Raw genomic sequence first — 26721 nt, 5'->3', positions numbered from 1 at the left:
GCCGTTGCCATCTGTATTCCGGGGTGGGATCGTCTAGCCCGAACGTTTGCAGGTCATTTAGTGTGACGAGGCTTGGGCTTGCGGGTCCCGCTCCCCAGGAAGTGGCTTGAACGCGCTCGGCCCTTGGGCCGACCAAGCGTTGAAGTGTCCAGATGTCGTCGTGAAGGTGCGTCAGCTTCCAGGCGGGAGCTCGACGATTGTAGTACACCCAACGAGACACGCCCCATACAAGAAGGGACGTAATCAGATTGGTTCCGAAGCCGAGGACTGCGCCGAGCCAGATGTCGGTACTCAAGCTACGGTCCCTTGGTATATCGCGCTGTCTAAAGGTACGGTGACCATGCGGAGAGCTTTGCGTCAAGCTGTTGGTACAGTGCGAATCGATCACCAAGGGCGGCGGTGCATGCCTTGTCGTCTTCTTCGCTGCCATTCCAGCCATCGTCGCCGCATAAGGCTGAGAGGTCGTCCGCCGCAATTCTCTCTAGAATGGTTACCGTTTCTGAAACAAGGGATGACATTGCCCCGGGAATTTTAAGTTCGTCGAGGCTCCGAGCCGCGAGTCCCGCGGTTATACCCATTGTCTCTTCGCTAGTTCTGCACACGTATGAGCGGGCAGCGTCAGACCCCGTCACAAATTCGAGTCGGCATCCTGACGCATTATCAATGACATCTTGCCAGTCCGGCGCGTACTCTGCGACGACCGAGGCCACCTCGTTCTCCGAGGCGGTTGTTGCGGTGGGGGTTGGCTCCTCGTGTCCTTGCGAGGCGCAGCCAGTGATGAGCGTACCGAGTGCAGCGATGAGGATGACTGCCGTGGGTGCTTTCACAGTAGAAGCATAGGGCGGCTCACCTTCGCCGTCGCCGCCCCTCTTCGGGAGGCGTCGCCCATCGGGAGCGCCTTGTTCGTAGTGGTGCGCCCGTGCGACCAGCTTGGCATGAGGACGGCATGGAGCTTTTGGCGATAGTTCTCTTCATCTCCGGCATGCTCGTCGCCTACTCGGAGTGAACCGGCCGTCCTAGGCGCGCTCAGCGAGCACTACACGACGCACGCACACTTCGAACCGACAGGGGAGTGGAAGCCAGGGCACTGGAACAGCCAGCTTGTGCTGGAGCGCGTAGATCCCTAGCTGAGTTCGAGGAGCTGCCCGAGGACCTCATCGTGTGACACCTACGTCTATCCAACATGTGCAGGTGTGCATGACAATTACCTTCAGGCAGTTGATCGCATACGACCTCACGGCAGACGCCGTTTTGGAGCAGCCGACGCCCCGCCCCTCGCGCCGAAGGGCGGGGCGTGTCGTCGTGCTCTCAGACTATTTGGTGAATCCCTGAACGACCTTCATCAACTGGGTAAGTGAGGCGATGTTCTCAGCCGTGAGATCAGGAGAGCCTTGCGAATCGTCGTCGTGGTCTTCTCCGACTCGGGCAAATATACGCTCGCCCATCACCATCCGCAGCTTGGATCGTTCCTCGTCACTCATATCATGTGTGAACGGCGGCAGCGCCAGTAGATCTAGAGCGCGATAGGTCGCTTCGACTGAATTCCGATGGCGCAGAGTCGCCTGACGGAACGCGAAAGCAGTAAAACCAAATATTGGGATAGATAGCGCGGCTCTCGTTATCGTAACCGCGACATCCAACCCTGAAATGTCCTGGAAGTGCCAGACTAGATAGGCTATACCGCCCAGCGCGGTTACGGCTCCTAGTACGTTCCACAGCCTGTATGCGTTCAGTTCCGACTTCGCATACTTCCCATAGCCGCCGGACACAGACCCGTCTGAGACAAACGCTAGGAGCTTCTTCGCGGTGTCACGATCGCCTTTGAGCTCTTCGATGGCGGATTCGCTGGTCTTGCGTATCTGCTCAAGGATCTCGCTGGCAGAGTCTTGGATCGAGTCACGCTGTTCCTGGGCTAGTCCTTCGTTGAGAGCGGCAAAGTTTCGGCGCTGCGATTCGGCTTTCTCACGGATCTCATCAAGCACTGAAGACATATGATCGAGGGCGTCGCGGGCGTTATCGGCGGTAGCGTTCGTGCGGCTCTGCGTTTCCGCTGCCGCCGCCCGCAGGGCGGCAAGCTCACCATGTGCCTGCTGAACATCCTCGAGCAGGCCGTCGAGCGCGGCCGAGGCAGCAGCTTGAGAGGCTTCTTCGGCCTGCTCGTTGGCTCGATCCCGCTCTGGTTTGGGAAGAGGTGGCCATGCGTCAGCGTTTTTAACCAGTCGATCCGCATAGTTGTCAATTGCTTGTACGGTCGAGACTGGCATGGCGCCGGCCTGATCCCAGCCCTCAAGAATGTTCGAGAGCTGCTGCGCAGAATTGTTCACCTGCTCTAGGACACTCAGCCGATTAGAGGGCATCAATCGGAGGTTCGCGTATTGGTATCGCCGCACGTACTGCGCCACCGCGACGAGTCGAGAGACCGTCTCGCGGTCCGTGGAAGATCGAGGATGTGTCGATTTAGCGCGGTCAATCAGCTCGTCAAGTGCTGTCCATGCTGCGTGATGGCGGGCGAGTCGAAGTTCGTCTTGAGTAGTCATCAGAGATCGGGGGACACGGTACGGATCTTGAGAGCCGTTCCGCGCCCCCCGTTACGGGGGCCACCAGGAGGCCGCTATTGGCTCACAGCGTCACGCCAGACCCACGCGGTGTCGGCAGCTTGGCCGATCCCCCCCCCTTCGACGAGTACAGCACGCTCCGTGTATGCGATGACCTGCGCTTGCACCTCGAGAGACCGGTTGGGCAACGACACCCGAGCCAACACCGGATCGGGAACAGGGAGGTCGTAGACGGGGCCACCGTACGCAGCCTCTAGGAGGCTCAACGCGGGACCAAGAGACCGTCGATCGCGCCGTCTACGTGCCATCACCGTGTCCGCGGGTGGAGTGCACGCCGCGTCACCCTGTCGCGTGACACGAGAACCTGCTGTAGCCGACCCTGCCAAGCGGTCTGCACGAGTACGGCGGTGTCTGACTCAGCAGCGGCGAAGCACTTCAGGTGCAGCCCCCCGACCCCCGCGAACTCGATGTCAGCCCAGGCGGATGCGGCCGGATCGAGCGGTCGGAGCGCGCCGGCTGCCTCTGAGGTCAGCCCCACGGGCTGGTGCAAGGCGACGTCTGGATGCTCCGGGGTAGCCCACTTGTGCTCGGGCCTAGTGTGATGTTCGTTCAGCCCACTGACATCACTGCCCGGAAGGATTCGTGCTCATGACGACGTATGAGGTCGCGATGAAGTTGACCAGAGAATTGCGCAGCGTCAATACGGCCTGGGACTCGGCAGATGTGTTCACGGCCAGGTCTGTGCTGAAGTCCAGCCTTGCCTCCCTGCTCGCACACTCTGTTGGCGAATCAAATGTCTGTTTCCTTCACGCGACCATCTCCGAAGTGAACACGGCCGATGCTCTTGTTCGCGTCATAGCTTTCACGGACGAAACCCTGACGATCGTTTTTGACGACGGTGCCCCGTCCGCACTCGTACTTCCTCGACGCGCGCTACGTGGCATCACGTTGCACGATGCCCCGAACCTGTTGGGCAACGACCCGGGGTCTCACGATGCGCTACGACTTTCGCTCGACTACGGCGACGCAAGTGGAGACGCGATTATTACCCTCGGACATGCTCTCCAAACTCCGCGGAACATCACTGAGCTCCAGGCGTTTATGCCGTCCTTGCAGTCGGATCTTCTAGCAAATGGTTCATAGCCCGGGCGAGAGGTGGGCGTTTCGAACTACGCGCGAGTCGGGTGCTTTTCACGAGGCGCGGATCCTGAAGGTTGGGAGTGGGCGTCCGCGGCGGATACACATCGAGCTGGTAAGCGAGGAGTGGGAGGGCGAACGACGATGGGTGCCGGCATCCCGTCTCGAGGTGCCGTGGGACGACAGGTACGACTACATTGCCCTCGACAGGGAGCTCCGAGCCGTCAAGGCTTGGCGGCCGTCGCGACTCGATCGTCGGACCGCTGAGCACGTCTTCTTCAATCTAATTCCGCTTGACGTCGCGGAGTTCAACGCTGACGGCGCAGGTACGTCCGTCGTATACGACGTGCCTGCTCTAGCTCAAATCTCCGGGCTGCCCCAGGAAGAGCTTCGTGCTGTCCCGGCCTTCCTGCACGATCAGGAACTCACCCTACCGTGGCCGACCACTGAACAAGTCGGACGTGCTGTCGCAGCACTGCGACCGCATCTGCTGTTGAGCGAGATCGAGCGCGAAGAACGTGAGGCCAACGAACGTGCGCTGAACGGCGTGACCCTGACGGACTTCGACGGCGAATATCACCACCTCAGTCCTGCAGATGCACTTGAGCGGTTCGAGCAGCGGCAGAAGCCGTATCTCGACAAGCTGCGTGAGTGGATCGGTGTCGAGCGCTCCACGGATCTGCTCGAGCGCCGGGAACTGCTCATCCGCCTCAGGCAGGCAGTGTCTGTGGTTGTTCGCGCGCTCGATGCCCTTGAGCCGACCCAGAAGCGCCTCATGAAGAAACTCCGTGGAGAGCTTGCCAGAATCACCGACGGCCTGGACGCGCTCCCCTCGAGCTGATGGGGCGGGTGGGCGTCAAAGACATGCCGACTGTCTTGGGCGTCCGTTGGGGCCGGTCGGCAGGCCCGCTGGTCGCGCGGCATGGACGAGCAAGCGTTGACGGTGATGGAGCTCACTGCGTGGCTGCAGATCTCTGCGTGGAAGGCGCGGGAACTGGGGAGCGACCCATTGTCCCTGTCCTTCCGCAACGGCAACCAGCATCGCTTCTAGCCCTCCGAGGTCAAAGCCTGGACTCAGCAGCCACGGGATCCGTGGAAGCAGTTGGCGCAGTCTCGGGCGTCGCCGCAAGAGAGATGGTGAAGCGCCGTCGCAGGTCAGGCAGATGCCGTCCTAGTTCGCAGGCAGTCCTGCACCAGCCCCGCATCGTGCCGCACTTGTGCCGCAAACGTTCCTGAGATGGCGTGCTCTCACGTGAAGCTGGAGACTCCAAATAGCCCCGTCGTTCCGGGGATCGCTGCACAAGCGTTAGCTCAAGTGAGAGCACGCACCCGTTCCGCTTCGACAACTGACTCTGCCGCGGGTGCGCCAGGATGAGCGCATGACGAACCCACAGGCAGGTTTGTACGACGATGGTTCCGGCACCATGCGGTGGTGGGACGGCTCGGCGTGGACGGAACAGGTACAGCCGAAGGCACCGAGCGCGACAGGCATCGGCGGAGTGATCGACCGTATCCAAGCGGAAGCCGCGGCGGGCGGGCAGCCTCGTCCAGCGCAGAACGGCATGAGCTACGTAGTCCTGCAGGTGGTGCTGCGGGAGAAGTTCTTCGGGACGGGGTCCGGCAACCTCACCGAGCTGGAGAAGGCGATCAACGCGCAGGCTGCGCTCGGTTACCGGCTCCACACGATCACGACTGCTTCGTCGGGCAGCACCGGATTCGGCGGCGGAGACCGGCTCCAAGCCACCATGGTGTTCGAGCGGATCAGCTGAGTCGGCGAGTTCGGCTGACGGCGCGCGTCGTCAGAGCGGCACGGCTTCGGTGAGAACATGCGCGAAGAACTTGTCGTGTTCGATGTCATCAGTGAGGACGTCGACCTCGAACCCGGTGAGGCGCTCGACCACATTGGCGAATCCGCCGAGGTCGAACAGCGAAGCCGCGGGCGTCAGGCTGACCAAGAGGTCGATGTCGCTGTGCTCGGTGTCGTGACCGCGAACAGCCGATCCGAACACACGGACGTACTCGTGGCGGAAGCGCTCCGCCTCGTTGAGGATCGTGTCCGCAAAGACCACGAGCGGGATGCTCGGTCGGGCGCGAGCAGCGGTGAGGATGCGATCGAGCGACTCTGGGCGAGGTCGACTCCGTCCGCTCTCGTAATCGAAAATCTCCAGGAACTCCACTCCCGCGGCTTCGGCGAGGTCGGCCTGCGAGAACCCGATGTCCTCGCGCGCAGCACGGATCAGTTCCGCGGCGTGGTCGAGTCGCGTCGTCAGTTCCTCCACGTTCATCGACTGTAGGGGGACCGCGGCGGCTTCGGGAGGGAGTCGAGGGGCTAGATTCAGACCGTCCGAGCGCCCGAGGAGGCCCCATGTCGTACGTCGTCGACTTCGTGAACGTGTCCACGGTGGGTCTCGAGTCCTCGCCGGTCGCCGACGCACTCGCCGGGCTCCGGGCCAACGAGGCGCGGTACTTCGCGAACAAGTACGACCACGTGTTCACCACCCACGCCGCAGCTGACGTGCCGGACCTGGTCGCATACGTGCGGCGGGTGCTCGAGGAAGAACGCGGGCTGGTCATCGCGTCGCCACCGCTCGAAGCCACGGAAGCGCTCGTCGACGGCGTGCGCTGGACGTACGTGTTCTACGAGTCCGGCCTGGCGATCAACGTGCTCTACACGCTCGAACCGGGCGGCAAGCGTGCGGTCGGCTTCAAGCTGTCCGACGGGATGGACGTGCCCGAGGAACTCGCCGACAAGTTCAAGTTCGCGCGGCAGAAGTCGAAGCTCGCCGGCACGATCCGCGGCTCGTTCTTCGTGGTGAAGGGCGAGTACTGACGTCGTGAAGTTCCCGTGCATGCAAAATGTTTGGTACGGCGGGCCGCGCTGATCGACCCTGGTCACCACGACCGGTGATGAAGGGCAGGGCATGGGCCATGACGGCGACTCTGGTGAAGACTGCGGTGATGCACGGCCTGTACGTCGGGTTCACGGGGGACAGCTCCCGAGCGCGGGCGATGCGGGAACTGTTGAACGAGAGGCGGGCGTCAGCGGCGCAGCGAGCGGCAGCCGAGGAGAGGCGGACGCCGACGTCCTCAACATCGCTGCAACGGAGATGTTCAGTGGACCGGTAGCGTCTCCACGCGTCCTGGCCGAGTACGAGCGGCTCGTTCCGGGAGCGGCCGAGCGGATGATCGGCTGCCACCTCCGCTCCGAAGCGGTCGCTGCTGACGCCGTCGAGCGTCTGAGCAGAGCGGAGGCAGTCGCCGTCCTGACGGGTGTCATCGGTGCGCAGGTGCTCACCGTCGGAGCGCTCATCGCGGGGGCGATCCTCATCTCGGCCGGTCACACCGTCGGAGCGCTCGCAGCGATCGTGCCCGGCGTGCTCGGGGCGGCATCGCAGGTCGTCGCTGCCGCCCGTCGAGGTGTGTGACCGTCGCACGGCCGGTCGCAGGTACGACGAAGCGCCGCCGGGACAGCCCGGCGGCGCTTCGTGTTCGTCCTGGTGGAGCCTAGGCCGCGAGGGCCATGTCGCCTGCGTGCACGGACTGTGCCTGCAGCAGGGTCCGGCTGGCCTCGCCGGCCCAGGAGCGGCCCGGGACGGTCCAGCCGGCCTCGCCGACGGCATCCAGACGGGTGCCGCGGGTGACGAAGGTCTGCAGGTCGTCGGCCGCGATGCGGACGAGGTACTCGCGCTGCGAGCGGTCGTCACGCACGGGGAACTCGGCGATGCGGTCGGGGGTGATCGTCGGGGCCGCGAGTGCGGTCCCGAACACGGTGATTCGTTCGTTGCTGGTCATGGTGCTGTACTTCCTGGTCATTCGGCGCCAGGGCGACTCGGTGTCGGCGGACGTCTCAGTCCGGCGCGACGCATCGAGTGCGGGGCGCGCACGTCGAGTTTCAACGTGCTGCTGATCCGTTCGGATCAAGCGGTGGTCTCGGTTGGAATGCGACTCGGGTGAGTCGGTGTCGAGACGTTGGTGTGCGCGAGTCAGATGGGTTCGCTGCAGTGCACCAAAGAAACACTATACGGGCCCGATGCCGAGAAGTCCAGCGGACCGGCAGATCGACTCAGGAGGGCAGGAACGCGTCCCATCGCGAGCCACCCGCAGCCACGTTGCCGGAGCCGTCGAGCCGAGCGGCGGCCGAGGACGGCTTGCGCGAAGCCTGCGCGTGGATGAGTTCGTCGAACGTGCCGGAGAACCCGAGGCGGGGCAGTGCGGTGGCGACGGCGTGCAGGTCGTCGGTGGACCACCGCGAGAACCCGGCCCCGGAGACGTCGAGCGAGGTGGCGACCTCGAGCAGGTGCCCCTCCACGTCGACCGCGGGGTCGACGGAGGTCCACATGTGCCGCTCGATGACCTCGCCGACGCGTCGAGCGCGCGCTGCGTCCCACCCGGCGCCGAGGGCGAAGACGGAGCCCACGGCACCACCAGCGTCTTCGAACGGCACGTCGTGGGCATCGAACGACGGTGTGACGCCGAGGTCGTGCAGCATCGTCGCGACGAACAGCAGCTCGGGGTCGGGCTCGAGGTCGACGGTCGGGGCGAGCAGGACCGCCCACGCCCACGAGCGCAGGCAGTGGTTCACCAGGGCGGGGGAGGACCAGGTGCGGACGACGTCCAACGCCCGTGCGGCGACGGGGGAGGGCGGGGTGAGCAGAGCTTCGACGTCGAGCGACATGGCACGACAGTAGCGGTGCGACGGAGCCGTAACGGCGCGGAAACGTGCCGGGCCCGAGCCGGAAACAGCGCACCGTTAGCTTTCGGATCACTGAGTACCCGCTCAGCACCCGACCTCCTCCCGAAGGACCTGCACCCATGCAGCACCGCCTCCGGCTGCGCCCCCGCGCGACGATCGTGTCCTCGACACTCGTCGCCGCCGGGGCGATCGGCCTCGCCGCCCTGACCGCCTCGCCGGCCCAGGCAGCACCGACCGCGACGACCGCCACCATCGACGCCCCCACCACCGCGACCGTCGGCACCGCCTTCGACGTCGACCTGACGATCCCGGCGACGACCGACGTCTACGCCTACGAGATCACCCTCGACGCCGACGCGGACTCCGTGTCGTACGTGGAGGACAGCGTCACCGGTCCCGACGGCGGCTTCGACAGCGTCGAGCAGGACGGCGACGCCCTGACGATCGTGCACACCCGCCTCGGGACGTCCCCGGCGCTCGACGGCGACCTCGGTGCCTCGATCGGCCTGACGCCGACCGCACCGGGCAGCGTCGACCTGGCGGTCACGAGCATCACGCTCGTCGGCTCCGACGGCACCTCGACGACGCTCACCGACCCGGCGAGCATCTCGATCTCGATCGCTGCAGCGGCGACGGCTACCCCGACGCCCACCCCGACGGCCACGCCCACCCCGGGCGCCACGGCCGACCCGGGCGCCGGCGCCGGCGACCCCGACCCGACGACCACCGCCGGCCCGAGCGACCCCTCCGGCCCGACCAGCGGCGCCACCGCCGTGGCCGCAGCCGGTGGTGACCGTCCGACCGGCGGCGAACTCGCCTGGACCGGCGCCGACGTCGCCCCGTGGATCGCCGCGTCGCTGGCCCTCCTCGCCGCTGGCGGGACCCTGATCACCCTGCGTGCGCGCCGCGCCCGCCGCGAGCGCACCGGAGCAGCAGAATGACCGCCACCAGCCGGAAGCGCACGGCCGTCGCCGGCGCCTCGCTCATCGCCCTCGTCGGCACCGTCCTCGCCGCGACCCCCGCGATCACGGCCGCAGCCGCTCCGGCAGCCGTCGACACCAGCCCCGCCGCGATGCTCGCGCCGTACTACACGGACCTCGACCTGACCGGCGACGACCAGGTCACGAAGGCCGACCTCGCGGTGCTCACCGAGCACCTCGGGGCCACGAGCGCCAGCGGTGACTGGGCGACGGTCAGCGCCGCGGACACCGACGCCGACGGCACGATCACCGTCGCGGACATCGCGGCGCTGTCCCAGCGGATGATCTACGACGACGGCCCGTTCACGCTCGTCGAGGCGTCCACCATCGACATGTAGGCTGCGATGAACGCCGGGGTCACCACCTCGGTCGCCATCACGCAGGACTACCTCGACCGCATCGCCGCGTACGACCGCACGAAGGTCGACTTCGCGTCGACCGGCCGTGCGCTCAACTCGATCGTCACGACGAACGCCGAGGCCCTCGCCGCCGCGAAGACGGCGGACACCGAGCGTGCCGAGCACGGCATGACGAGCATGCTGCTCGGCGTGCCGATCGCGGTGAAGGACAACTACGACACCAAGGACATGCCGACCACGGGCGGCTGCGGCTGCTGGGACGACAACCAGACCGACACCGACGCCACCATGGTCGCCGGACTGCGCGGTGCCGGTGCGGTGATCCTCGCCAAGGCCAGCCTCGACGAGTTCGCCTACGGCTTCGTCTCGGAGTTCTCGTCGAACCAGCCCGCCGGTTCGTCCCTGCTGGTCGCCAGCCCGTACAACACGGCGCAGACCGCCGGTGGCTCCAGCGGTGGGACCGGTGCGGCGATCGCGGCGAACCTCGCCGGCATCGGGTTCGGCACCGACACCGGTGGCTCGATCCGCATCCCGTCGACGTATAACCAGCTCGTCGGCATCCGCCCGACGGTCGGCCTGGCCAGCCGCGACGGCATCATCCCGCTCGCGCTGTCGCAGGACACCGGCGGGCCCATCGCCCGCTCGGTGACCGACGCGGCCGTCGCGCTCGACGCCGTGACCGGCGTGGACGCGGCCGACCCCGTCACGAGCGCGCAGTCCGGCAAGGTGCCGACCTCGTACACGTCCTCGCTCGACGCGGACTCGCTCGAAGGCGCCCGCATCGGCTACGTCACGAGCATGGTCGGCACGAACGCCTCGGCCAAGCGACTGTTCGACGCGTCCGTCGCGAAGCTCGAGGCCGCTGGGGCGACCGTCGTCCCGATCACCGCGACGACGGCCTTCAACCGGGTCCTGTCCGAGGGCAGCGGCAGCACGAACGAGTTCAAGCACGACCTGGACGAGTACGTCGCGAAGCACCTCGACCCCGACGTGACCGCCCGGTCCCTGCAGGGCATCCTGGCCTCGGGCGAGTACGTGCCGAGCCGCAAGTCGACCTACGAGTCCCGCGACCTGATCACCGACGCGCAGTACCAGGCGTGGGCCGGGCCGACGGGGTCGCACACGACGCAGCTCGCCACCGGCAAGCAGCTCGTCACGCAGATGCTCGACGACCAGGACCTCGACTCGCTCATCTACCCGTCGGGCACGCCCTACGGCACGCAGTCGACGAACATGCGTCTGAGCCCGAACACCGGCATGCCGGCGATCACCGTCCCGATGGGGCAGGCGACCGCGGCCGACGGCACGATCACCGGCGCCGGCGTGAACCTCGAGTTCCTCGGCCGCTCGTTCGACGAGAGCACGCTGATCGGCCTCGGCTACGCCTTCGAGCAGGAGACGAAGGCGCGCACCACGCCCGCGCTGTACCCGGCGCTCGGCTGAGCTGAGCGGGTCGCGATCGCGACCACATGCAGACGGGAGGCCCGGTGCCAGCTGACACCGGGCCTCCCGTCCGTCCGCTCCGTCAGTTCAGGGTCGGGGTGTCCTCCGGCACGACGCCGTCGGCGTACAGGTCGGTCGCCAGGTCGCGGAGCGCGCGCAGCGCGACGCGCTGGGTGAGCGGACCGTAGGAGATGCGGGCGACGCCGAGGGCCTCGTACTCGGCGGCGGGCAGGGCTCCCGGCAGGCCGATGACCGACAGCTTGCCGCGGCCGAGGCCGGCGACGAGCTGCTCGACGACGTCGCGCTGGATCGCGCCGGGCACGAAGACGAGCGCGGCGCCGTTGTCGAGGAACGCCTTGCCACGTGCGATGGCGTCCGCGATGCTCTCGTCGATCGGACGGTCGCCGCCGCGGGCGATCGCATCCGTGCGGGCGTTCAACTGGAAGTCGACGCCCTCGGCCTGGGCAGCGGCCGTGATCGCGGCGACCCGGGCGACGGCCTCGTCGAAGGGACGCAGGCGGTCCTCGACGTTGGCGCCGACGATGCCCGAGCCGATCGCGCGGCGGATGGTCTCGGCCGGGTCCTCGTAGCCGTCGTCGAGGTCAGCGGTGACCGGCAGGTCGGTCGCGGCGGCCACGATCGCGGCGCCCGACAGCGCGAGGTCGAGGGGCATCCCGCCGTCCTCGTACCCGTACGACGCGGCGATCGAGTGCCCGGCGGTGGCGATCGCCTTCGTGCCGGGCAGGTCGCTGACGACCTTCGCGGTGATCGCGTCCCACACGTTCACGACGCGGAGGATCTCCGGGCCTTCGTGCAGCTGCTTGAGGGTGGTGGCCTTGTCGGCGGTGCTCGTGCTCATGGGACCGACAGTAGGCCGACGGACTGTGGCTCGGCGAGACAGTCGAGCGTCCAGGAGGCCGACGATCACTCGCGTCATGAGGTGGTTGAGATTTCAGTTTTCGGTAGGGTTTGGGTGTTGTCGGCAGGGAGAGGTCCAGTAATGGCAAGAAGGCGCGGTTTCTTCGCGGAGATCCAACATCAGCAGCGGGTCGCGCAAGCGAACGCCGCTCGAGTTCACCGGCAGCAAGCGACGGCGGTCCGTCAGCAGGCTGCGGCGGTTGCGGCTGTGGAGCGAGCTCGGGCGCAATCCGAGCGTGCGAATGCTGCCGCAGCTCGCGCCACGGACGCCGAGCGGAAGCGTCTGGAACGCGAGGCGCTGGCTGCCTATGGTGAGGCGCGAAAAGCCGAGTCCGAGGAGAAGAACGCACAGATTCAAGCGACCAACGAGGACATCGCAGGTCTTCTCGCCGCGACGCTTGACGTCGACGACCACATCGATCTGGAAAGGCTCAAGCGCACGGCGAACCATCCTCCGTTCCCACACCCGGACCTCGAGGTTCCGCGCCCTCGTCCGCTTCCCCTTGTTCTTCCGCCGCAGCCGGTGTGGCAGGAACCACCGGTGCCCAAGGGCATGTTCGGTAAGAAGAAGAAGCACGAGCAGCTGAAGCAAGAATGGTGGGCCGGTTTCCAGGTCGCGTCTGCGGAGTGGGAGGCGCTCCGCGCCTCCCTCCCTGAACGGCAGGGTGAGGCAGACAGACAGCACGATGCGATCGAGCGGCGTCGGATGGAGCTCCTCGGCGCCGAGCGCGAGCGCTACGAAGCGGAATGCCGACTCCGCGAGGCTGAGGTCGCGGAGCACAACGGTGAGATAGACGCGTTGATCGCTGGGCTCGGGTACGGCGTGACCGAGGCTGTCGAGGAGTACGTCGACATCGTGCTGGCCAACTCGGTGTATCCGGAGGCCTTCGTGGTGTCGCACCAGGCAGAGTTCGATGGAAGCACGTCTGAGGCGCTCATTCGGGCGGTGACTCCGGCGCCGGAGGCGGTTCCGGCTGTAAAGAGCTACCGCTGGGTGAAGGCCAACGACGAGATCGTCGGCAGCCCCGCAACGAAGAAGGACATCAACGAGCGGTATGGCGATGCGCTCGCGCAGGTTGCGCTGCGGACCCTCCACGAGGTGTTCGAGGCCGACCGCCGCGGCATCATCCAGACAGTGGCACTGCAAGTCGGGCCATCGACAAAGGACCCCGCAACCGGCCTGGATCGCTTCTTCCCCCTCGTTGCTGTCAGCGCGTCGCGAGACCAGTTCACTGAGTTCGACCTTGCCGGGGTCGTGCCGTCGGCGACGCTGGACCTGCTGGGAGCAGCCACGTCGAAGAACCCGGCAGGACTCGTCGTCGTCGATCCCGGCGGGGTACGTCGCTCGTGAGTACGGGACATCGGTTCAACCCGCCTCCGGGCTGGCCAGCGGTGCCATCGGGATGGTCACCGCCGCCGTCTTGGAGTCCGCCCGACGACTGGCCTGCTCCTCCTGAGGGGTGGGAACTGTGGATCGCGGCAGGTGATCCGGCGCCGGCACCGGCTTCCCGAACACCCTCCGCCGCACCCACGACTCCGCTCCCTGTCGAGCCCACCGGCACGGCTGGTGCGCGCGAACGCCGGTCTGCACGCCTGCAAACTGGCGCGGACCCCCGCGACGAGAAGATCGAGTCGCTCGAGGCCACGATCCGGGATCTTCGTGCTGCTCTCAGCTCGGACTCCGATGCGCAGGTCGTGCCGCTTGATGATGAACAGGTCCTCCAAGCGGTTGGTATTTACCGCTACCACCATCCCCTCGAAGACGCGGCTGCTTACAAAGAACAGTTGAAGGACATCGAGGTGCGGATCGCGGACCTCGTCCGCTCCGGTAGGGCGATCGAACGCTCGAACATGTTCACCTTCGACAACTCTCTTGCAAAGGGGCGGAAGATGACTGACGACCTGTCGAAGCTCATGCTCCGCGCGTACAACGCCGAGGCTGACAACTCGATTCGGTCGCTTCGAGCGGGGAACGTGGAGACGGCGAAGCGGAGGCTCGAGAAGTCACGCGATGCGATCGCGAGGCTCGGTTCGATGATGGAGATGCGTATTGCTCCAGCATTCCACGCGCTTCGCGAGGAAGAGATCGAACTCACGGCCGACTGGCTCATGAAGAAACAGGAAGAACGTGAGCGGGAGCGAGAAGAACGGGCACAGCTCCGCGAGGAGCGGAGGGTCCAGCAGGAACTCGACGCTGAGCGTGAGCAGCTCGACAAAGAGCGGGCACTCATTCGACAAACTCTTGCTCAGTTGCAGAGCAGTGGACAGAGCGATGCGGACCTCGAGCAGCGGCTTCTCGCGATCGATGACGCCATCGCTCAGAACGACTTCAGGGCCGCCAACATCCGTGCTGGCTACGTCTACGTGATCTCGAACAGGGGCGCGTTCGGCCCGGACGTCGTCAAGATCGGTCTGACCCGACGACTCGAACCCTTGGACCGGGTGAGCGAACTGAGCGGAGCCTCGGTGCCGTTCCGGTTCGACGTGCACACCATCTACTTCTCCGAGGATGCCGTGACCCTGGAGACGCAGCTCCATCGGCACTTCGCGGCGCGGGCGCTGAACCAGGCCAACTCCCGCAAGGAGTTCTTCTTCGCCACGCCGGCAGAAGTGCGCGAGGTTCTCTTGCAGAAAGTCGGAGCGCTCTTGGAGTTCCGTGAAGATGCGGATGCCACGGAGTACTTGCAGTCGGTGGGGACTTGGCCGTCTCGCGGTTGAACTGACCGGTTCTCGTCAAGGGCCCGAGTTCGACGTTCCGGCGCGGGCCGTTTCACCGTAGCTGTCTCGCCGCATTCGCGGCGGGGCGACGCCCCGCGTCCCAGGGTGCACGGAAGACGACGCTGGATGACAGGCGGGCTCGCGCCGGGCCTCCCGGTCGGTGCATGCTGGGACGCATGGCGAGCGACGAGCAGGACCCGGTCGGCACGCTCCGCGGGGTCCGGACGAGCATCAAGTGGACGCGGTACGCGCCCGACGTGCTGCCGCTGTTCGTCGCCGAGATGGACCACGACGTCGCGCCGGAGATCCGGCAGGCCCTGATCGAGCGCGTGTCGCAGTCCGACCTCGGTTACCTGGACGGACCGGGGCCGCTCGCGCCCGCGTTCGCGCAGTTCGCGCTCGACCGCTGGGGCTGGGAGATCAATCCGTCCCGCATCCACCTGGCCACCGACGTCAGCGTCGGCATCGTCGAGTCGCTGCGGCTCGCGCTGCCCGACGGCGGTCGCGTCGCGATCACGCCGCCGGTGTACCCGCCGTTCTTCGAGCTCGTCGACGAGGCCCGATGTCAGGTGGAAGAGGTCCCGCTGCTCGAGCAGTGGGGGCAGTACCGACTCGACCTCGAGGGACTCGAGCGGGCGTTCGCGAGCGGGGTCGGCGTCTTCCTGCTCTGCAACCCGCACAACCCCGTCGGCCTCGTGCACGACCGCGCCGACCTGCTCGCGATCGCCGAACTCGCGGCGAAGTACGACGTGCTCGTCATCAGCGACGAGATCCACGCACCCCTGACCCACCCGGGCGTGCAGTTCACCCCGTTCGCGGCCGTCGCCGAGCCCGTCGGAGCCCGCAGCGTCTGCGTGACCTCGGCGAGCAAGGGCTGGAACCTCGCGGGCGTGAAGTGCTCGATCATCGTCGCCGGTGACGACCGCACCGCCGCACTCCTCGACACCCTGTGGGAAGAGGTCGCCTGCCGCACGAGCATCCTCGGGCTGCACGCGAACCTCGCCGCGTTCACAGTCGGGACCACCTGGCTCGACGACGTGGTGTCCCGGATCGTGGCCAACGACCGGCTGCTCGCGAAGCTCCTCGCCGAGCACCTGCCCGGCGTCGTCTACACGCGGCCGCGCGCCGGGTACCTGGCGTGGCTCGACTTCCGCGGGATCGGGCTCGGCGACGACCCGGCCGTTCCACTGCGCGAGAACGCCTACGTCGCGCTGAACTCCGGGCTCGGGTTCGGGAGCGAGGGGCGCGGGTTCGTCCGCCTCAACCTGGCGTGCTCACCGGAGACGCTGCGCGAGGCCGTGTTCCGGATCGCCTCGGCGTACCCGTCAAGTGCGCAGGAGGGGCTGGTCTGGCACGTCGCGTGAGCGCGTGGGTCAGTCGATGTACTGGTTGCGCCCGACGACGCGGATCTGCAGGTCGTCGGTGCGGTCCATCGCCAGGATCTCGCGGGCGACGAAGCCGACGGCTGGCCAGCGGTTCACCTCGGTCACCATGAAGCCGTCGATGAACACCTGCCACGCGCCGCGCTCACGGACCGCCTGCACCTCGTACGTCGCCATGCCGTGAGCGTACCGAAGCGGGCTAGCCCATCGTCGGTGCCGCTCACGCGTCAGCGCAGCTCGAGCGTCATGTGCACGTCGGCGCGGACGTAGGGGCTCGGGACGAGCTCGTCGTTGCGCAGGTGCCGGAAGCCGAACGCCTCGTACAGGTGCACGGCGCTGGCCAGCTGTGCGTTGCTCTCGAGGTCGATCCGCTGCGCGCCGAGCTCCCGGGCGCGGTCGAGTGCAGCGGCGATGAGCTTCCGACCGGTGCCGTGCCCCTGGTGACCGGGCGCGACGGCCATCTTCACGAGTTCGAACACCCCCGGGGTCGTCGGCACGATGCCGATGCACCCGATGACCTGGTCGTCGAGTCGCGCGACGAAGACGGCGCCGCCGGGCTCGACGACGTGACCGACGGGGTCGCCGAGGAACTTGCGGTCCTCGTCCTCGAGCGCGAAGAACTGCGTGATCCAGGCCTCGTTGAGGACACGGAACGCCTCGGCGTCAGCGGGGGTGGCGAGGTCGGCGATGGTGACGGTGGAGGTCGCTTCGGGCATGTGTCCATCCTCGGACCGCGATGGGGTCACGTCCAATACTCGTTCGCTTCGATCGATAGGCTGTGTGCATGGATCGGGATCCGGACGTCGACGTCCGTCAGCTCCGCGCGTTCCTCGCAGTGGCCGACGAACTGCACTTCGGACGCGCTGCCGAGCGCCTCCGCATCGCGCAGCCCGCGCTGTCCCAGCAGATCCGCCGCACCGAGCGCGAACTCGGCGTCGACCTGTTCGTCCGGACGAGCCGCAGCGTCGCCCTCACCGCCGCTGGCCAGGTACTGCAGGGGCGCGCGCGGTCGTTGCTCGGGCAGGTGCGCCGCGATCTCGACGAGACGGTCCGGGTCGGGCGGGGCGAGGCCGGCCGGCTCGACGTCGGGTTCGTCGTCTCCGCGCTGCCCCTCGGGCCGATCGAGCGCGTGCAGGCGTTCCGTGCGCGGTACCCGCTGGTCCGCGTCGACCTGACCGAGGGCTACTCGTCGACGCTCCTCGCCCGGATCGTGCGGGGCGAGCTCGACCTGGCCGTCGTGCGCGACCCGGACCCGGACCCCGCTGTGCGGCTGCTGCCGTTCCGGACCGAGGCGTTCGTCGCGGCGGTCCCACGCGGACACCGGCTCGCGGGCCGTGCGGCGATCCGCGGCACCGAGCTCGTGGACGAGCCGTTCGTGTTCTTCCCCGCCGTGGCCGGTTCGCTCGCGACCGAGCGGAACCTCGCCCCGGTCACCGCCGGTGGCCGACGGCTCGTGGTCGTGCAGGAGGCCACGACCTGGGCCACAGTCCTGCACCTGGTGGGGGCGGGACTCGGCGTGACTGTCGCTCCGGAGAGTGCCGCGCTCGCCGCACCGGACACCGTCGTGCTGCTGCCGCTGACCGACAGCGATCACCGCAGCGAGCTGTCGTGGGCGATGCGCGCCGGCGACGACCGCGAGATCCTGCGGAACTTCGTCGAAGCCGACTGAGCGACGCCGACTGAGCGATGCCGACTGAGCGACGCCCGGCGGGAAGCGCTCCGCTCAGCCGAGCGCGAGCACGGGTGCCCGGTGGTCACCGAGCTCGTCGACGTGCCACGGTCGTGCGCCGCGCAGGGTCAGCCCGAGCTGCACGAGCACGAACCCGACGTGGGGTTCGACGTCCGGGTCCCACGGCCCCTCGACCCCGAGGCCGAACGCACCGAGCTCGTCGTCGGCCTCGTCGCGAAGGGTCAACCGCCAGCGTCCGTCGCCGAGCTCCTCGACGACGGCCCAGCGGGCGGTGCCGAAGCGGCTCACGCCGACTTCATGATGTCAGCGGTGAAGTTCTGCACGCGCTGCAGCAGCGAGGCGCCGCGCATCGCGATGGTCGCCGGCGGGTTGAGGTGCGGGGGCGCGGTGCGGATGAGCATCGAGCACCCGAGGTCCTCGCAGATGTAGGTGCCGATGGTGTTGCCGTTGCGCCCGGCCTCGCCCGCACGGGGCGCCGAGAACAGCCGCACCTGCGTCGCCGGCTGCGGGGAGTGGCAGAACGAGCACATCGCGGCGATGCCGGCGCGGAGGGAGCCGCCCGCGGACCGGACGATGATGCCCACGGGGCGGTCGTCGATCCAGGACACGATGTACCCGCGGCGGGCGGCCTGCGGGTCGCGCCACCCCAGGAACTCGCGCTCGTCCCAGAGCATCTCGTGCAGCCCGGGGATCGGCAGCTGCTCGAGCTCGTCGGGGGTGGCGTTGACGAACGAGGATCGGATGTCGGCTTCGGTCAGTGGCTTCACGGTCCGATCACCATATGCCTCGCCTCCGACACGTGCTCGCTCAGGACAGCCTGGAGGCGCGGATCGCCCCGAGCGCGCTGCTCTCGTCCGCCACCAGGACGGCCCGGCGCAGGGCGTCGCGTCCGACACGTCGGGCTGCGGCGTCGTCGGCGGCGAACTCCACGAGGACGCGCGTCGAGCGCGCCATGGCGCGCGCACCGGGAACCCACGGGACCGCACGTTCGATCGATTCGGCGACCGCGACCGCAGCCGCGTGGTGCTGGGTCAGGTGGGCGCGCTCGTGGGCGACCACGGCCTCCAGTTCGTCCGTCCGCAACCGGTCTGCCAAACCGGTGCTGACCAGCACACCGCCGCTCCGCCCGGGCACGGCGCAGGCCAGGGCGTGGTCCGCATCGACGACGGCCACCGGGGTGCCGTCGATCTCGCGGTGCGGCGCGACGCCGGAGCGCATGGCCTGGCGGACGGCCTCGTGCTCGGGCCCGGGCCGGACGCGGACGGCGACGACGAACGCGATGACCGCGAGCAGTGCGACGCCGACGTTGAAGCCGTGCGTGGGGGAGCCGTCACCGCCGAGGAGCTCGGTGAGCGGGCGGTCGGCGAGCACGACGAGGGCGATGCCGGCGACGAACCCGACGACGCCGAGCAGCACCGCGAGCGACCAGCACACCAGGGCGGTGCGCGGCCGGTCGATGGTCCAGGCGGACCGGGTCAGCACCCTCGGTGCGAACACGACCACCAGCAGGGCGAGGACGATGAGCGCGATGCCGGCGACGACCACGGAGCGACCCCGGTCAGGAACGTGCGCGGGCGTCGAGGGCGCGGCGCAGGGCCTCGAGGTCGTCGGAGGCGAGCGAGCCGGTGAACTGCAGCAACGCTGCTTCACGGTCGGCCGAGGCGGCGAGCGCACTCGACATGAGGGACGCGGTCTGTTCGTCGCGACTGTGCACGGCACGGAAGCTCAGCGGGGCGTCGTCGTGCTCCTGCCGCTCCACCTGGCCCTTGCGGCCGAGCCGGTCGAGGACGGTGAGCACGGTGGTCAGCGCCGGCCGGGGCTCCGGGAAGGCATCGAGCACCTGTCGTGCGGTGAGGCCGTCGGTCACGGAGCGGAGTGCGTCGAGCACCGCTTGCTCGAGCTGCCCCCTGGGGCGTGATCGCTGTCCGGCCATCCCCGCATTCTACGAGATGTCGAAGGCCGGCACGCGACACACGTTCGTAACGCGGTCTCGGTATGCTCGGCGCGGACAACTGAACACACCGGCCGCTCATCCGTCGCGGGAGACGCCGTGCAGTGCCCATGGGCGCACGCACGGCACCGAAGGAGCAATCCCCCCGTCAATCTCTCAGGTCCCACACCGCAGCGGACAGGCCACTCTGAAAAGCAGACGCTCAGTCGTCTCGCCCACGGTGAAAGCCGCCGGACCTCACGGGCCGCGGTGAAACTCTCAGGCCCATGACAGAGGGGGAGTTCCACCCGGCGATCGTCGCCGGGCCCTGCTGATGCCAGGAGAACTCCGCCATGAGTCCGACGCCACTGCGTTCGTCCCCGCTCGAACCCGCGCACGAAGCCGCCGGTGCGACCTTCACCGACTTCGCCGGGTACCGCATGCCCGTGCGCTACTCGTCCGACCTCGCCGAGCACCACGCCGTGCGCCAGTCGGCCGGGGTCTTCGACCTGTCGCACATGGCCGAGATCGGCGTCACCGGTCCGGACGCCGTCGTGTTCCTCGACCACGCGCTCGCCGGCTCCTTCGGCGCGATGCCGCTCGGCCGCGCGAAGTACTCGCTGCTGCTCGCTGAGGACGGCGGGATCCTCGACGACCTCGTCGTGTACCGCACCGACGACGACGTGTTCCTCGTCGTCGCGAACGCCTCGAACCGCGAGGTCGCCGTCGCCGCACTGTCCGCGCGCACCGACGGCTTCGACGTCGCGGTGTCGGACGACTCGGACAGCACCGCACTCGTCGCGATCCAGGGCCCCGCGGCCGCCGGCACGCTCGACGCCCTCGTCGTCGCCGACCGCCTGCAGCCGGAGAGCCCCCTCGACGACCTCGGCTACTACCGCGCCCTGCACGCCGTGTTCGACGGCTCCGAGGTGCTCGTCGCCCGCACCGGGTACACCGGCGAGGACGGCTTCGAGCTGTACAGCGCACCCGAGGTCGCCCCGGCGATCTGGGACGCGCTGCTCGAGGCCGGCGCCGACCGCGGTGTCGTCCCCGCCGGGCTCGCGGCGCGCGACACCCTGCGGCTCGAGGCCGGCATGCCCCTGTACGGGCACGAGCTCGGTACCGACGTGCGTCCCGCCCAGGCAGGACTCGGCCGCGTGGTCGCCAAGAGCGGTGACTTCGTCGGCGCTGCCGGGGTCGCGCCGTCGGACGACGCCCGCGTGCTCGTCGGGCTCGTCACCGAGGGCCGCCGTGCCCCGCGTGCCGGGTACGACGTCGTGCACGACGGTGCGGTCGTCGGCACCGTCACCTCGGGTGCCCTCTCGCCGACGCTCGGCCACCCCGTCGCGATGGCCTTCGTCGACCCGACGCTCGCCACCGAGGGACAAGTCCTGCACATCGACGTCCGCGGAACGGCCATCCCCAGCACCGTCACCGCGTTCCCCTTCTACCGCCGTCCTCAGAAAGGCTGATCCCGTGAGCGACCAGACCGCACTCCAGTACACCGCCGACCACGAGTGGCTCCTCGTCGAGGGCGACACCGTCACCGTCGGCATCACCGACCACGCCGCCGAGCAGCTCGGTGACGTCGTCTACGTCGAGCTCCCCGCCGTCGGCACCGCCACCACCGCGGGCGAGCAGATCGGCGAGATCGAGTCCACCAAGAGCGTCGGCGAGCTCTTCGCGCCGATCGAGGGCGAGGTCGTCGCGGTCAACGACGCCGTGGTCGACGCCCCCGACACCGTCAACCAGGACCCGTTCGGCACCGGCTGGCTCGTCAAGATCAAGGTCGACGGCACCTCGTTCCCCGAGGACCTGATGGACCACGACACGTACCGGGCGTCCATCGCATGACCGGCCCCGACGACCAGCAGGGGTTCCAGAACCTGCAGACCTCGTTCGCCGACCGCCACATCGGCACCACCCCGGCCGACCAGCAGACGATGCTCGACACCGTCGGCCGGCCGTCGCTCGACGCCCTGGTCCGCGCCGCGATCCCGGAGTCGATCCACGCAGCACCCGTCACCGAATCGGTGATCCCCGTCGCCGTCGGCGAGACCGAGGCGCTCGCCGAACTCCGCGCCACGGCCGGACGCAACACCGTCCGCCGGGCCATGATCGGCCTCGGCTACCACGGCACCCACACCCCCGCCGTGATCCAGCGGAACGTGCTCGAGAACCCGAGCTGGTACACGGCCTACACGCCGTACCAGCCGGAGATCTCGCAGGGCCGGCTCGAAGCGCTCATCAACTTCCAGACGATGGTCTCCGACCTGACGGGCATGGCCACCGCCGGCGCCTCGATGCTCGACGAGGGCACCGCCGTGGTCGAGGGCATGCTCCTCGCCCGCCGCGCCTCCAAGGTGAAGGGCGACGCGTTCCTGGTCGACGACGACCTGCTGCCGCAGACCCGCGCGCTGCTCGACCACCGCGCCGACGCCGTCGGCATCACACTGCGTGCGTTCGACCCCGTCGTCGGGCCGACCGACGCGCAGCTCGACGGTGCCTTCGGCGTGATCGTGCAGTACCCCGGTGCCTCCGGCCGGATCGTCGACCCGTCGTCGATCATCGAGCGTGTCCACGCCGGCGGCGGCATCGCCGTCGTCGCGGCCGACCTGCTCGCCATGACCCTGCTCGCCAGCCCCGGTGACCTGGGTGCCGACGTCGCCGTCGGGACGAGCCAGCGCTTCGGCGTCCCGCTCGGCTTCGGCGGCCCGCACGCCGGCTACCTCGCCGTGCGTGCCGGGCTCGAACGCCAGCTGCCCGGCCGCCTGGTCGGGGTGTCCTTCGACGCCGACGGTGCGATGGCCTACCGCCTCAGCCTGCAGACCCGCGAGCAGCACATCCGCCGCGAGAAGGCGACGAGCAACATCTGCACCGCGCAGGTCCTGCTCGCCGTGATGGCCTCGATGTACGCCGTTTACCACGGGCCCGAGGGGCTGCGCTTCATCGCGAACCGGGTCGCCCGGACGACGTCGGCGCTCGCCGCGGTCGCCCGTGACGCCGGCCTCCAGGTGGTGTACGACGCGTTCTTCGACACGCTCACCCTGCGGGCCACCGGTCGCGCCGGGGCGGTCGTCGCCGCAGCGCAGGACGCCGACTTCCTGCTGCACCAGGTGGACGAGGACGTCTTCCAGCTCTCCGTCGACGAGACGACCACGCCCGACGACGTCACCCGACTGGCGGGCGTGTTCGGGGCGGTGGACGTCACCGTCCCCGCGACCGAGGCGGCCGTGCGTGACGCGGCCACGGGCCTCCCGGCCGGTCTGCTGCGCGAGAGCGAGTACCTGACGCACCCCGTCTTCAGCGCACACCGCAGCGAGACCCGCATGATGCGGTACCTGAAACACCTGGCGGACAAGGACTACGCGCTCGACCGGGGCATGATCCCGCTCGGCAGCTGCACGATGAAGCTCAACGCGGCGACCGAGATGGCCGCGGTGACGTGGCCGGAGTTCGCGAACATCCACCCGTTCGCGCCGCGCGGCGACGTCGAGGGCTACCTCGACATGATCGGTGACCTGGAGTCCTGGCTGGCCGAGGTCACCGGGTACGACACCGTTTCCCTGCAGCCGAACGCCGGCAGCCAGGGTGAGCTCGCCGGACTCCTCGCGATCCGCGGGTACCACCTGGCGAACGGCGACACCGAGCGCACCGTCTGCCTCATCCCGTCGAGCGCGCACGGTACGAACGCCGCGTCCGCGGTGCTCGCCGGCATGAAGGTCGTCGTGGTCGCCTGCGACGAGAACGGCAACGTCGACCTCGCCGACCTCCGCGCGAAGACGGAACAGCACGCCGGCACCCTCGCTGCGCTGATGATCACGTACCCGTCGACCCACGGCGTGTACGAGCACGACATCCGCGAGATCTGCGACGCCGTGCACGACGCCGGCGGCCAGGTCTACGTCGACGGCGCGAACCTCAACGCGCTGCTCGGCCACGCCCGCTTCGGCGACTTCGGCGGCGACGTCTCGCACCTCAACCTGCACAAGACCTTCTGCATCCCGCACGGCGGCGGCGGGCCCGGTGTCGGTCCGGTCGCGGCGAAGGCGCACCTGGCGCCGTACCTGCCGGGGCACCCGTTCGCGCAGCAGGCCGACCGACGGCCCGGTTCGACCGCGGCCGAGGCCGACGACCGCCTGGCGCACGCCGGCGGCCCGGTCAGCGCGGCGCCGTACGGCAGCCCGAGCATCCTGCCCATCACGTGGACCTACGTCCGGATGATGGGGCTCGAGGGCCTCACCCGTGCGACCGAGGCAGCCGTGCTCGGAGCGAACTACATCGCGGCCCGACTGCGCGACGCGTTCCCGGTGCTCTACACGGGCGAGGACGGCCTCGTGGCGCACGAGTGCATCCTCGACCTGCGGCCACTGCGCGACGCCACCGGCATCACCGTCGACGACGTCGCGAAGCGCCTGGTCGACTACGGCTTCCACGCCCCGACCATGTCGTTCCCGGTCGCCGGCACCCTGATGGTGGAGCCGACCGAGAGCGAGGACCTGGCCGAGCTCGACCGCTTCGTCGACGCGATGCTCGCCATCCGTGCCGAGGCCTCGGCGGTGGAGCGCGGAGAGTGGCCGGCGGACGACAACCCGCTCGTGCACGCCCCGCACACGGCCTCGTCGGTGATCTCGGGGGAGTGGGAGCACGCCTACACCCGCGAGCAGGCTGTCTACCCGCTGCCGGGCATCAGCGGCCGCAAGTACTGGCCGCCGGTGCGCCGGATCGACCAGGCGTACGGCGACCGCAACCTGGTGTGCGCGTGCCCGCCGGTGGAGGCGTTCGCCTAGCGACCCGCGTCCACCGGCGTGACGGGCAGGTGCTCCGCCCACCAGGCGAGGACGTGCTCGAACCGCTGCACGCGGTGCCACGGCGTGCCGGAGCGGGAGAGCTCGTGGCCCTCGCCGGGGAACACGAGGAACGACGCGTCGACTCCTGCGCGCCGGAGGGCCACGAACTGGCGCTGCCCCTGCTCGATCGGGCAGCGCCAGTCCGCTTCCGAGTGCGCGACCATGAACGGGATGGTGACCTGCGCGGCGTACGTCAGCGGGCTGCGGCGACGCTGCTCTTCCGGGTCGGCACCGACGTACGCGTCGGCGAAGTACCAACCGATGTCGGAGCTGCCCGCGAACGAGTCCCACGCGTTCACGGCGCGCTCGCTCCACGCGGCGACGAACCGGTCGCCGTGGTGGGCAGCGACCCAGCTCGTCATGAACCCGCCGTACGAGCCGCCCATGATGCCGACTCGTGCCGCGTCGAGGTCGGGGCGCTCGAGCGCTGCGTCGAGCAGGGCGAGCACGTCGTCGACGTCGACGGTGCCCATTGCCCCGATGACCGCGCGGCCGTGGTCGAGTCCGTAGCCACCGGATCCTCGCGGGTTGCCGATGACGACGGCGTACCCGGCGCTGGCGTAGACCTGCGCCTCGTCGAAGAACGCCCAGGTGTCCTGGCCGAACGGTCCGCCGTGCACCACCCGGAGGACGGGGTGCGGCCCCTCGCCCTCGGGCAGGACGACCCAGCCGTGCACCGGGGTGCCGTCGGCAGCGTTCCCGGTGAGCTCCTCGATGCGGCGGACACCGGGGGCCGATGCCTCGGACCGGAGCGGGGCCGCGTAGTCGGTGAGGACCGTGGGGACGGCATCGTCGGACGCGGTCAGGTCGACCACGTGCACCTCGCCGGGCGAGTCCGTCGTGGCAGCCGTGGCGACCAGGACGTCCCCGTCGACGTCGAAGCCCGAGACGACCAGGCGGCCGCCGAGGACGACCCCCAGCTGGTCCAGCCGGAGCGGAGCCGTCGTGCCGGCCGGGACACGACGGACGGTGACGGTGCCGCGGTCGAGCACCTGCACGAGGACGTCGTCGCGGTGGAACACCGGCGTCCCGGAGACGTCGACCGTTTCGCGGGCGGTCAGTCGGACCGGTTCGGAGTCGTGCGCGGCGACCCACAGCCCTTCGGGTTCGCCGACCAGACGCCCGTCGCGGTGCGACGCCCCGACGTAGTGGACGGTACGGTCCTGGGCGATCGCGATCGAGCTGACCGAACCCTCGGTCCGGATCGCCAGCGCCATCGTGCCGTCGGACGCGTCGACGCGGTACAGGTCGTCGTCGTGGGTCTCACGCACACCGAGGTCTCGCGGGGCGACGACGAGGAGCGCGCCGCCGTCCGGGTACCAGGCCGGTGCGGACACCGAGCAGGGCGCGCTCGTGAGCGGGGAGTCCGCCGGTGCCGCTGCCGGGTCGGTGACGTCGACGACCACGATCTGCTGCGGCTTGTCGAGCAGGTACCCCGTGCCGTCGACGTGGAAGTCGAGCCGCGACACGAGCCGCGGCGCCTCGGCGGCCGCTGCCGGGCGACGGTCGCCGCCGGGGACTGCGGAGCCGTAGCGCCCGGGTTCGGGGGACCGTGCGGTCACCGCGACACGTGTCGAGTCGGGCGACCAGACGGGGTCGCCGGCACCGAGGGGGAGCGCGGTGACGACGCGGGCCTCGCCGCCGTGCACCGGTGCGACGGCGAGCTGTGGGTGGGCGACGCCGTGGTCGTCGTCGACGGACCGGAGGAAGGCGAGCGAGCGACCGTCCGGTGACAGGACTGGCGATGAGTCGCGGTCGCCGGACGTCCAGCGGACCGCGCCCTCGCCGGTCACGCGTTCGATGGTGCTGCGGTAGGCGTCCTGTTCGAGGTCCGGACGCGAGACGGCGACGAAGGCCGCTCCGCCGTCCCTGGGATCACCGCTGACGGTGGGGGAGGAGGGGACGTGGAGATGGGGGATGTCGTTCGCGAGCACGTGTTCACGGTACGGCTGGTGCGGCGCGGATGCCCGGGTCCTGAGGGGGACTCGGGACAGGTCTTCCTTGCACAGAACTGTGTCGCAGTGCAACGAATTTCATGCAGATGCAACAAAAGCGCGAGGGCGTTC

Annotated in this window: 28 protein-coding genes and 1 riboswitch; of the genes, 15 read left to right on the top strand and 13 right to left on the bottom strand. The window is 68.7% G+C overall.

Annotated features, from left to right (window positions below; all coding sequences use genetic code 11):
- Window positions 1-323: 323 nt before the first annotated feature.
- Both GVL05_RS04475 and GVL05_RS04470 read right to left on the bottom strand, forming a co-directional pair.
- Complete coding sequence (locus tag GVL05_RS04475) at window positions 324-827, bottom strand: hypothetical protein (protein WP_159571656.1); 504 nt, start codon at window positions 825-827, stop codon at window positions 324-326.
- 486 nt (window positions 828-1313) lie between these two features.
- Window positions 1314-2402, bottom strand: a complete 1089-nt coding sequence (locus GVL05_RS04470; protein ID WP_159571653.1) for a hypothetical protein — start codon at window positions 2400-2402, stop codon at window positions 1314-1316.
- 801 nt (window positions 2403-3203) lie between these two features.
- Between GVL05_RS04470 and GVL05_RS04465 the strand changes: the two genes are divergently transcribed.
- The 3 genes from GVL05_RS04465 (at window position 3204) to GVL05_RS04455 (ending at window position 5461) form a co-directional block, all read left to right on the top strand.
- Complete coding sequence (locus GVL05_RS04465; protein ID WP_159571650.1) at window positions 3204-3698, top strand: hypothetical protein; 495 nt, start codon at window positions 3204-3206, stop codon at window positions 3696-3698.
- Window positions 3688-4533: a hypothetical protein gene (locus GVL05_RS04460; protein WP_235035849.1), complete on the top strand. Its 846-nt coding sequence runs from the start codon at window positions 3688-3690 to the stop codon at window positions 4531-4533. Before GVL05_RS04465 ends, GVL05_RS04460 begins: the two co-directional genes overlap by 11 nt.
- A 538-nt stretch (window positions 4534-5071) precedes the next feature.
- Window positions 5072-5461, top strand: coding sequence for a DUF2510 domain-containing protein (locus tag GVL05_RS04455; protein WP_159571644.1), 390 nt, complete (start codon window positions 5072-5074; stop codon window positions 5459-5461).
- A 30-nt stretch (window positions 5462-5491) separates the two neighbouring features.
- On the opposite strand, the gene GVL05_RS04450 is transcribed toward GVL05_RS04455, so the two are convergent.
- Window positions 5492-5971, bottom strand: coding sequence for an XRE family transcriptional regulator (locus tag GVL05_RS04450; RefSeq protein ID WP_235035848.1), 480 nt, complete (start codon window positions 5969-5971; stop codon window positions 5492-5494).
- Between the two features lie 86 nt (window positions 5972-6057).
- Here GVL05_RS04450 and GVL05_RS04445 point away from each other — a divergent pair, with 86 nt between their 5' ends.
- Window positions 6058-6522, top strand: a complete 465-nt coding sequence (locus GVL05_RS04445; RefSeq protein WP_123294134.1) for a phage tail protein — start codon at window positions 6058-6060, stop codon at window positions 6520-6522.
- A gap of 277 nt (window positions 6523-6799) precedes the next feature.
- Complete coding sequence (locus GVL05_RS04440; protein ID WP_146249716.1) at window positions 6800-7117, top strand: hypothetical protein; 318 nt, start codon at window positions 6800-6802, stop codon at window positions 7115-7117.
- 79 nt (window positions 7118-7196) lie between these two features.
- On the opposite strand, the gene GVL05_RS04435 is transcribed toward GVL05_RS04440, so the two are convergent.
- Both GVL05_RS04435 and GVL05_RS04430 read right to left on the bottom strand, forming a co-directional pair.
- Window positions 7197-7484, bottom strand: coding sequence for a hypothetical protein (locus GVL05_RS04435; protein WP_111084949.1), 288 nt, complete (start codon window positions 7482-7484; stop codon window positions 7197-7199).
- Window positions 7485-7755: 271 nt separating this feature from the next.
- Window positions 7756-8367 carry an HD domain-containing protein gene (locus tag GVL05_RS04430; RefSeq protein WP_159571639.1) on the bottom strand — a complete coding sequence of 204 codons (612 nt, stop codon included), beginning with the start codon at window positions 8365-8367 and terminating at the stop codon, window positions 7756-7758.
- 137 nt (window positions 8368-8504) lie between these two features.
- Between GVL05_RS04430 and GVL05_RS04425 the strand changes: the two genes are divergently transcribed.
- Genes GVL05_RS04425 through GVL05_RS04420 form a run of 3 tightly spaced genes read left to right on the top strand, consistent with a single transcriptional unit; the run spans window position 8505 to window position 11167 of the window.
- Entirely contained in the window at window positions 8505-9326 is an 822-nt protein-coding gene (locus tag GVL05_RS04425) for a hypothetical protein (RefSeq protein ID WP_159571636.1), read from the top strand.
- Entirely contained in the window at window positions 9323-9703 is a 381-nt protein-coding gene (locus GVL05_RS20095) for a dockerin type I domain-containing protein (RefSeq protein ID WP_235035847.1), read from the top strand. The genes GVL05_RS04425 and GVL05_RS20095 overlap by 4 nt, the downstream gene beginning before the upstream one ends.
- Before the next feature lie 6 nt (window positions 9704-9709).
- Window positions 9710-11167, top strand: a complete 1458-nt coding sequence (locus tag GVL05_RS04420) for an amidase family protein (RefSeq protein ID WP_235035846.1) — start codon at window positions 9710-9712, stop codon at window positions 11165-11167.
- An 82-nt stretch (window positions 11168-11249) separates the two neighbouring features.
- Here the strand turns inward: GVL05_RS04420 and GVL05_RS04415 are convergent, their stop codons facing one another.
- Complete coding sequence (locus GVL05_RS04415) at window positions 11250-12026, bottom strand: isocitrate lyase/phosphoenolpyruvate mutase family protein (RefSeq protein WP_159571633.1); 777 nt, start codon at window positions 12024-12026, stop codon at window positions 11250-11252.
- A 141-nt stretch (window positions 12027-12167) separates the two neighbouring features.
- Between GVL05_RS04415 and GVL05_RS04410 the strand changes: the two genes are divergently transcribed.
- From GVL05_RS04410 to GVL05_RS04400, 3 genes are all read left to right on the top strand, one after another.
- Window positions 12168-13436 carry a hypothetical protein gene (locus GVL05_RS04410; RefSeq protein ID WP_235035845.1) on the top strand — a complete coding sequence of 423 codons (1269 nt, stop codon included), beginning with the start codon at window positions 12168-12170 and terminating at the stop codon, window positions 13434-13436.
- Window positions 13437-13870: 434 nt separating this feature from the next.
- Window positions 13871-14803, top strand: a complete 933-nt coding sequence (locus tag GVL05_RS04405; protein WP_235035844.1) for a DUF4041 domain-containing protein — start codon at window positions 13871-13873, stop codon at window positions 14801-14803.
- Window positions 14804-14979: 176 nt separating this feature from the next.
- A complete protein-coding gene (locus GVL05_RS04400; RefSeq protein ID WP_228504723.1) occupies window positions 14980-16167 on the top strand; it encodes a MalY/PatB family protein in 1188 nt (395 codons plus the stop codon).
- 9 nt (window positions 16168-16176) lie between these two features.
- Here the strand turns inward: GVL05_RS04400 and GVL05_RS04395 are convergent, their stop codons facing one another.
- A complete protein-coding gene (locus tag GVL05_RS04395) occupies window positions 16177-16362 on the bottom strand; it encodes a hypothetical protein (RefSeq protein ID WP_159571624.1) in 186 nt (61 codons plus the stop codon).
- 50 nt (window positions 16363-16412) lie between these two features.
- Window positions 16413-16901 carry a GNAT family N-acetyltransferase gene (locus GVL05_RS04390; protein WP_159571621.1) on the bottom strand — a complete coding sequence of 163 codons (489 nt, stop codon included), beginning with the start codon at window positions 16899-16901 and terminating at the stop codon, window positions 16413-16415.
- Between the two features lie 68 nt (window positions 16902-16969).
- Between GVL05_RS04390 and GVL05_RS04385 the strand changes: the two genes are divergently transcribed.
- The gene (locus GVL05_RS04385; protein ID WP_159571618.1) at window positions 16970-17854 is read left to right on the top strand and encodes a LysR substrate-binding domain-containing protein; all 885 of its coding nucleotides are present in this window, start codon (window positions 16970-16972) and stop codon (window positions 17852-17854) included.
- Window positions 17855-17908: 54 nt separating this feature from the next.
- On the opposite strand, the gene GVL05_RS04380 is transcribed toward GVL05_RS04385, so the two are convergent.
- Genes GVL05_RS04380 through GVL05_RS04365 form a run of 4 tightly spaced genes read right to left on the bottom strand, consistent with a single transcriptional unit; the run spans window position 17909 to window position 19808 of the window.
- Window positions 17909-18163, bottom strand: a complete 255-nt coding sequence (locus GVL05_RS04380) for a hypothetical protein (RefSeq protein WP_111084959.1) — start codon at window positions 18161-18163, stop codon at window positions 17909-17911.
- Entirely contained in the window at window positions 18160-18642 is a 483-nt protein-coding gene (locus GVL05_RS04375) for an FBP domain-containing protein (protein ID WP_123673093.1), read from the bottom strand. The genes GVL05_RS04380 and GVL05_RS04375 overlap by 4 nt, the downstream gene beginning before the upstream one ends.
- Window positions 18643-18682: 40 nt before the next feature.
- Window positions 18683-19420 (bottom strand): M48 family metalloprotease, encoded by a 738-nt coding sequence (locus GVL05_RS04370; RefSeq protein WP_111084961.1) that lies wholly within the window; start codon window positions 19418-19420, stop codon window positions 18683-18685.
- A 13-nt stretch (window positions 19421-19433) separates the two neighbouring features.
- Window positions 19434-19808, bottom strand: coding sequence for a BlaI/MecI/CopY family transcriptional regulator (locus tag GVL05_RS04365; protein ID WP_111084962.1), 375 nt, complete (start codon window positions 19806-19808; stop codon window positions 19434-19436).
- 96 nt (window positions 19809-19904) lie between these two features.
- A riboswitch (glycine riboswitch) is annotated at window positions 19905-20007 on the top strand.
- A gap of 151 nt (window positions 20008-20158) precedes the next feature.
- Between GVL05_RS04365 and gcvT the strand changes: the two genes are divergently transcribed.
- Genes gcvT through gcvP form a run of 3 tightly spaced genes read left to right on the top strand, consistent with a single transcriptional unit; the run spans window position 20159 to window position 24595 of the window.
- Window positions 20159-21277 carry a glycine cleavage system aminomethyltransferase GcvT gene (gcvT, locus tag GVL05_RS04360; RefSeq protein ID WP_159571615.1) on the top strand — a complete coding sequence of 373 codons (1119 nt, stop codon included), beginning with the start codon at window positions 20159-20161 and terminating at the stop codon, window positions 21275-21277.
- Between the two features lie 4 nt (window positions 21278-21281).
- Complete coding sequence (gcvH, locus tag GVL05_RS04355; RefSeq protein WP_123938974.1) at window positions 21282-21659, top strand: glycine cleavage system protein GcvH; 378 nt, start codon at window positions 21282-21284, stop codon at window positions 21657-21659.
- Window positions 21656-24595: an aminomethyl-transferring glycine dehydrogenase gene (gcvP, locus tag GVL05_RS04350; protein WP_159571612.1), complete on the top strand. Its 2940-nt coding sequence runs from the start codon at window positions 21656-21658 to the stop codon at window positions 24593-24595. The genes gcvH and gcvP overlap by 4 nt, the downstream gene beginning before the upstream one ends.
- On the opposite strand, the gene GVL05_RS04345 is transcribed toward gcvP, so the two are convergent.
- A complete protein-coding gene (locus GVL05_RS04345) occupies window positions 24592-26589 on the bottom strand; it encodes a S9 family peptidase (RefSeq protein WP_159571609.1) in 1998 nt (665 codons plus the stop codon). The genes gcvP and GVL05_RS04345 overlap by 4 nt on opposite strands.
- Window positions 26590-26721: the final 132 nt, after the last annotated feature.

Source organism: Curtobacterium sp. 18060 (assembly GCF_902706105.1).
GTDB lineage: Bacteria > Actinomycetota > Actinomycetes > Actinomycetales > Microbacteriaceae > Curtobacterium.
The sequence above is the reverse complement of the archived record's forward strand: the minus strand, read 5'-3'. Positions and strand labels throughout refer to the sequence as shown.

Coding starts and splice junctions, on each gene's coding strand:
- GVL05_RS04465 (WP_159571650.1), top strand. CDS start 3,204: ATGACGACGTATGAGGTCGCGATGAAGTTGACCAGAGAATTGCGCAGC.
- GVL05_RS04460 (WP_235035849.1), top strand. CDS start 3,688: ATGGTTCATAGCCCGGGCGAGAGGTGGGCGTTTCGAACTACGCGCGAG.
- GVL05_RS04455 (WP_159571644.1), top strand. CDS start 5,072: ATGACGAACCCACAGGCAGGTTTGTACGACGATGGTTCCGGCACCATG.
- GVL05_RS04445 (WP_123294134.1), top strand. CDS start 6,058: ATGTCGTACGTCGTCGACTTCGTGAACGTGTCCACGGTGGGTCTCGAG.
- GVL05_RS04440 (WP_146249716.1), top strand. CDS start 6,800: ATGTTCAGTGGACCGGTAGCGTCTCCACGCGTCCTGGCCGAGTACGAG.
- GVL05_RS04435 (WP_111084949.1), bottom strand. CDS start 7,484: ATGACCAGCAACGAACGAATCACCGTGTTCGGGACCGCACTCGCGGCC.
- GVL05_RS04430 (WP_159571639.1), bottom strand. CDS start 8,367: ATGTCGCTCGACGTCGAAGCTCTGCTCACCCCGCCCTCCCCCGTCGCC.
- GVL05_RS04425 (WP_159571636.1), top strand. CDS start 8,505: ATGCAGCACCGCCTCCGGCTGCGCCCCCGCGCGACGATCGTGTCCTCG.
- GVL05_RS20095 (WP_235035847.1), top strand. CDS start 9,323: ATGACCGCCACCAGCCGGAAGCGCACGGCCGTCGCCGGCGCCTCGCTC.
- GVL05_RS04420 (WP_235035846.1), top strand. CDS start 9,710: ATGAACGCCGGGGTCACCACCTCGGTCGCCATCACGCAGGACTACCTC.
- GVL05_RS04415 (WP_159571633.1), bottom strand. CDS start 12,026: ATGAGCACGAGCACCGCCGACAAGGCCACCACCCTCAAGCAGCTGCAC.
- GVL05_RS04410 (WP_235035845.1), top strand. CDS start 12,168: ATGGCAAGAAGGCGCGGTTTCTTCGCGGAGATCCAACATCAGCAGCGG.
- GVL05_RS04400 (WP_228504723.1), top strand. CDS start 14,980: ATGGCGAGCGACGAGCAGGACCCGGTCGGCACGCTCCGCGGGGTCCGG.
- GVL05_RS04395 (WP_159571624.1), bottom strand. CDS start 16,362: ATGGCGACGTACGAGGTGCAGGCGGTCCGTGAGCGCGGCGCGTGGCAG.
- GVL05_RS04390 (WP_159571621.1), bottom strand. CDS start 16,901: ATGCCCGAAGCGACCTCCACCGTCACCATCGCCGACCTCGCCACCCCC.
- GVL05_RS04385 (WP_159571618.1), top strand. CDS start 16,970: ATGGATCGGGATCCGGACGTCGACGTCCGTCAGCTCCGCGCGTTCCTC.
- GVL05_RS04365 (WP_111084962.1), bottom strand. CDS start 19,808: ATGGCCGGACAGCGATCACGCCCCAGGGGGCAGCTCGAGCAAGCGGTG.
- gcvT (WP_159571615.1), top strand. CDS start 20,159: ATGAGTCCGACGCCACTGCGTTCGTCCCCGCTCGAACCCGCGCACGAA.
- gcvP (WP_159571612.1), top strand. CDS start 21,656: ATGACCGGCCCCGACGACCAGCAGGGGTTCCAGAACCTGCAGACCTCG.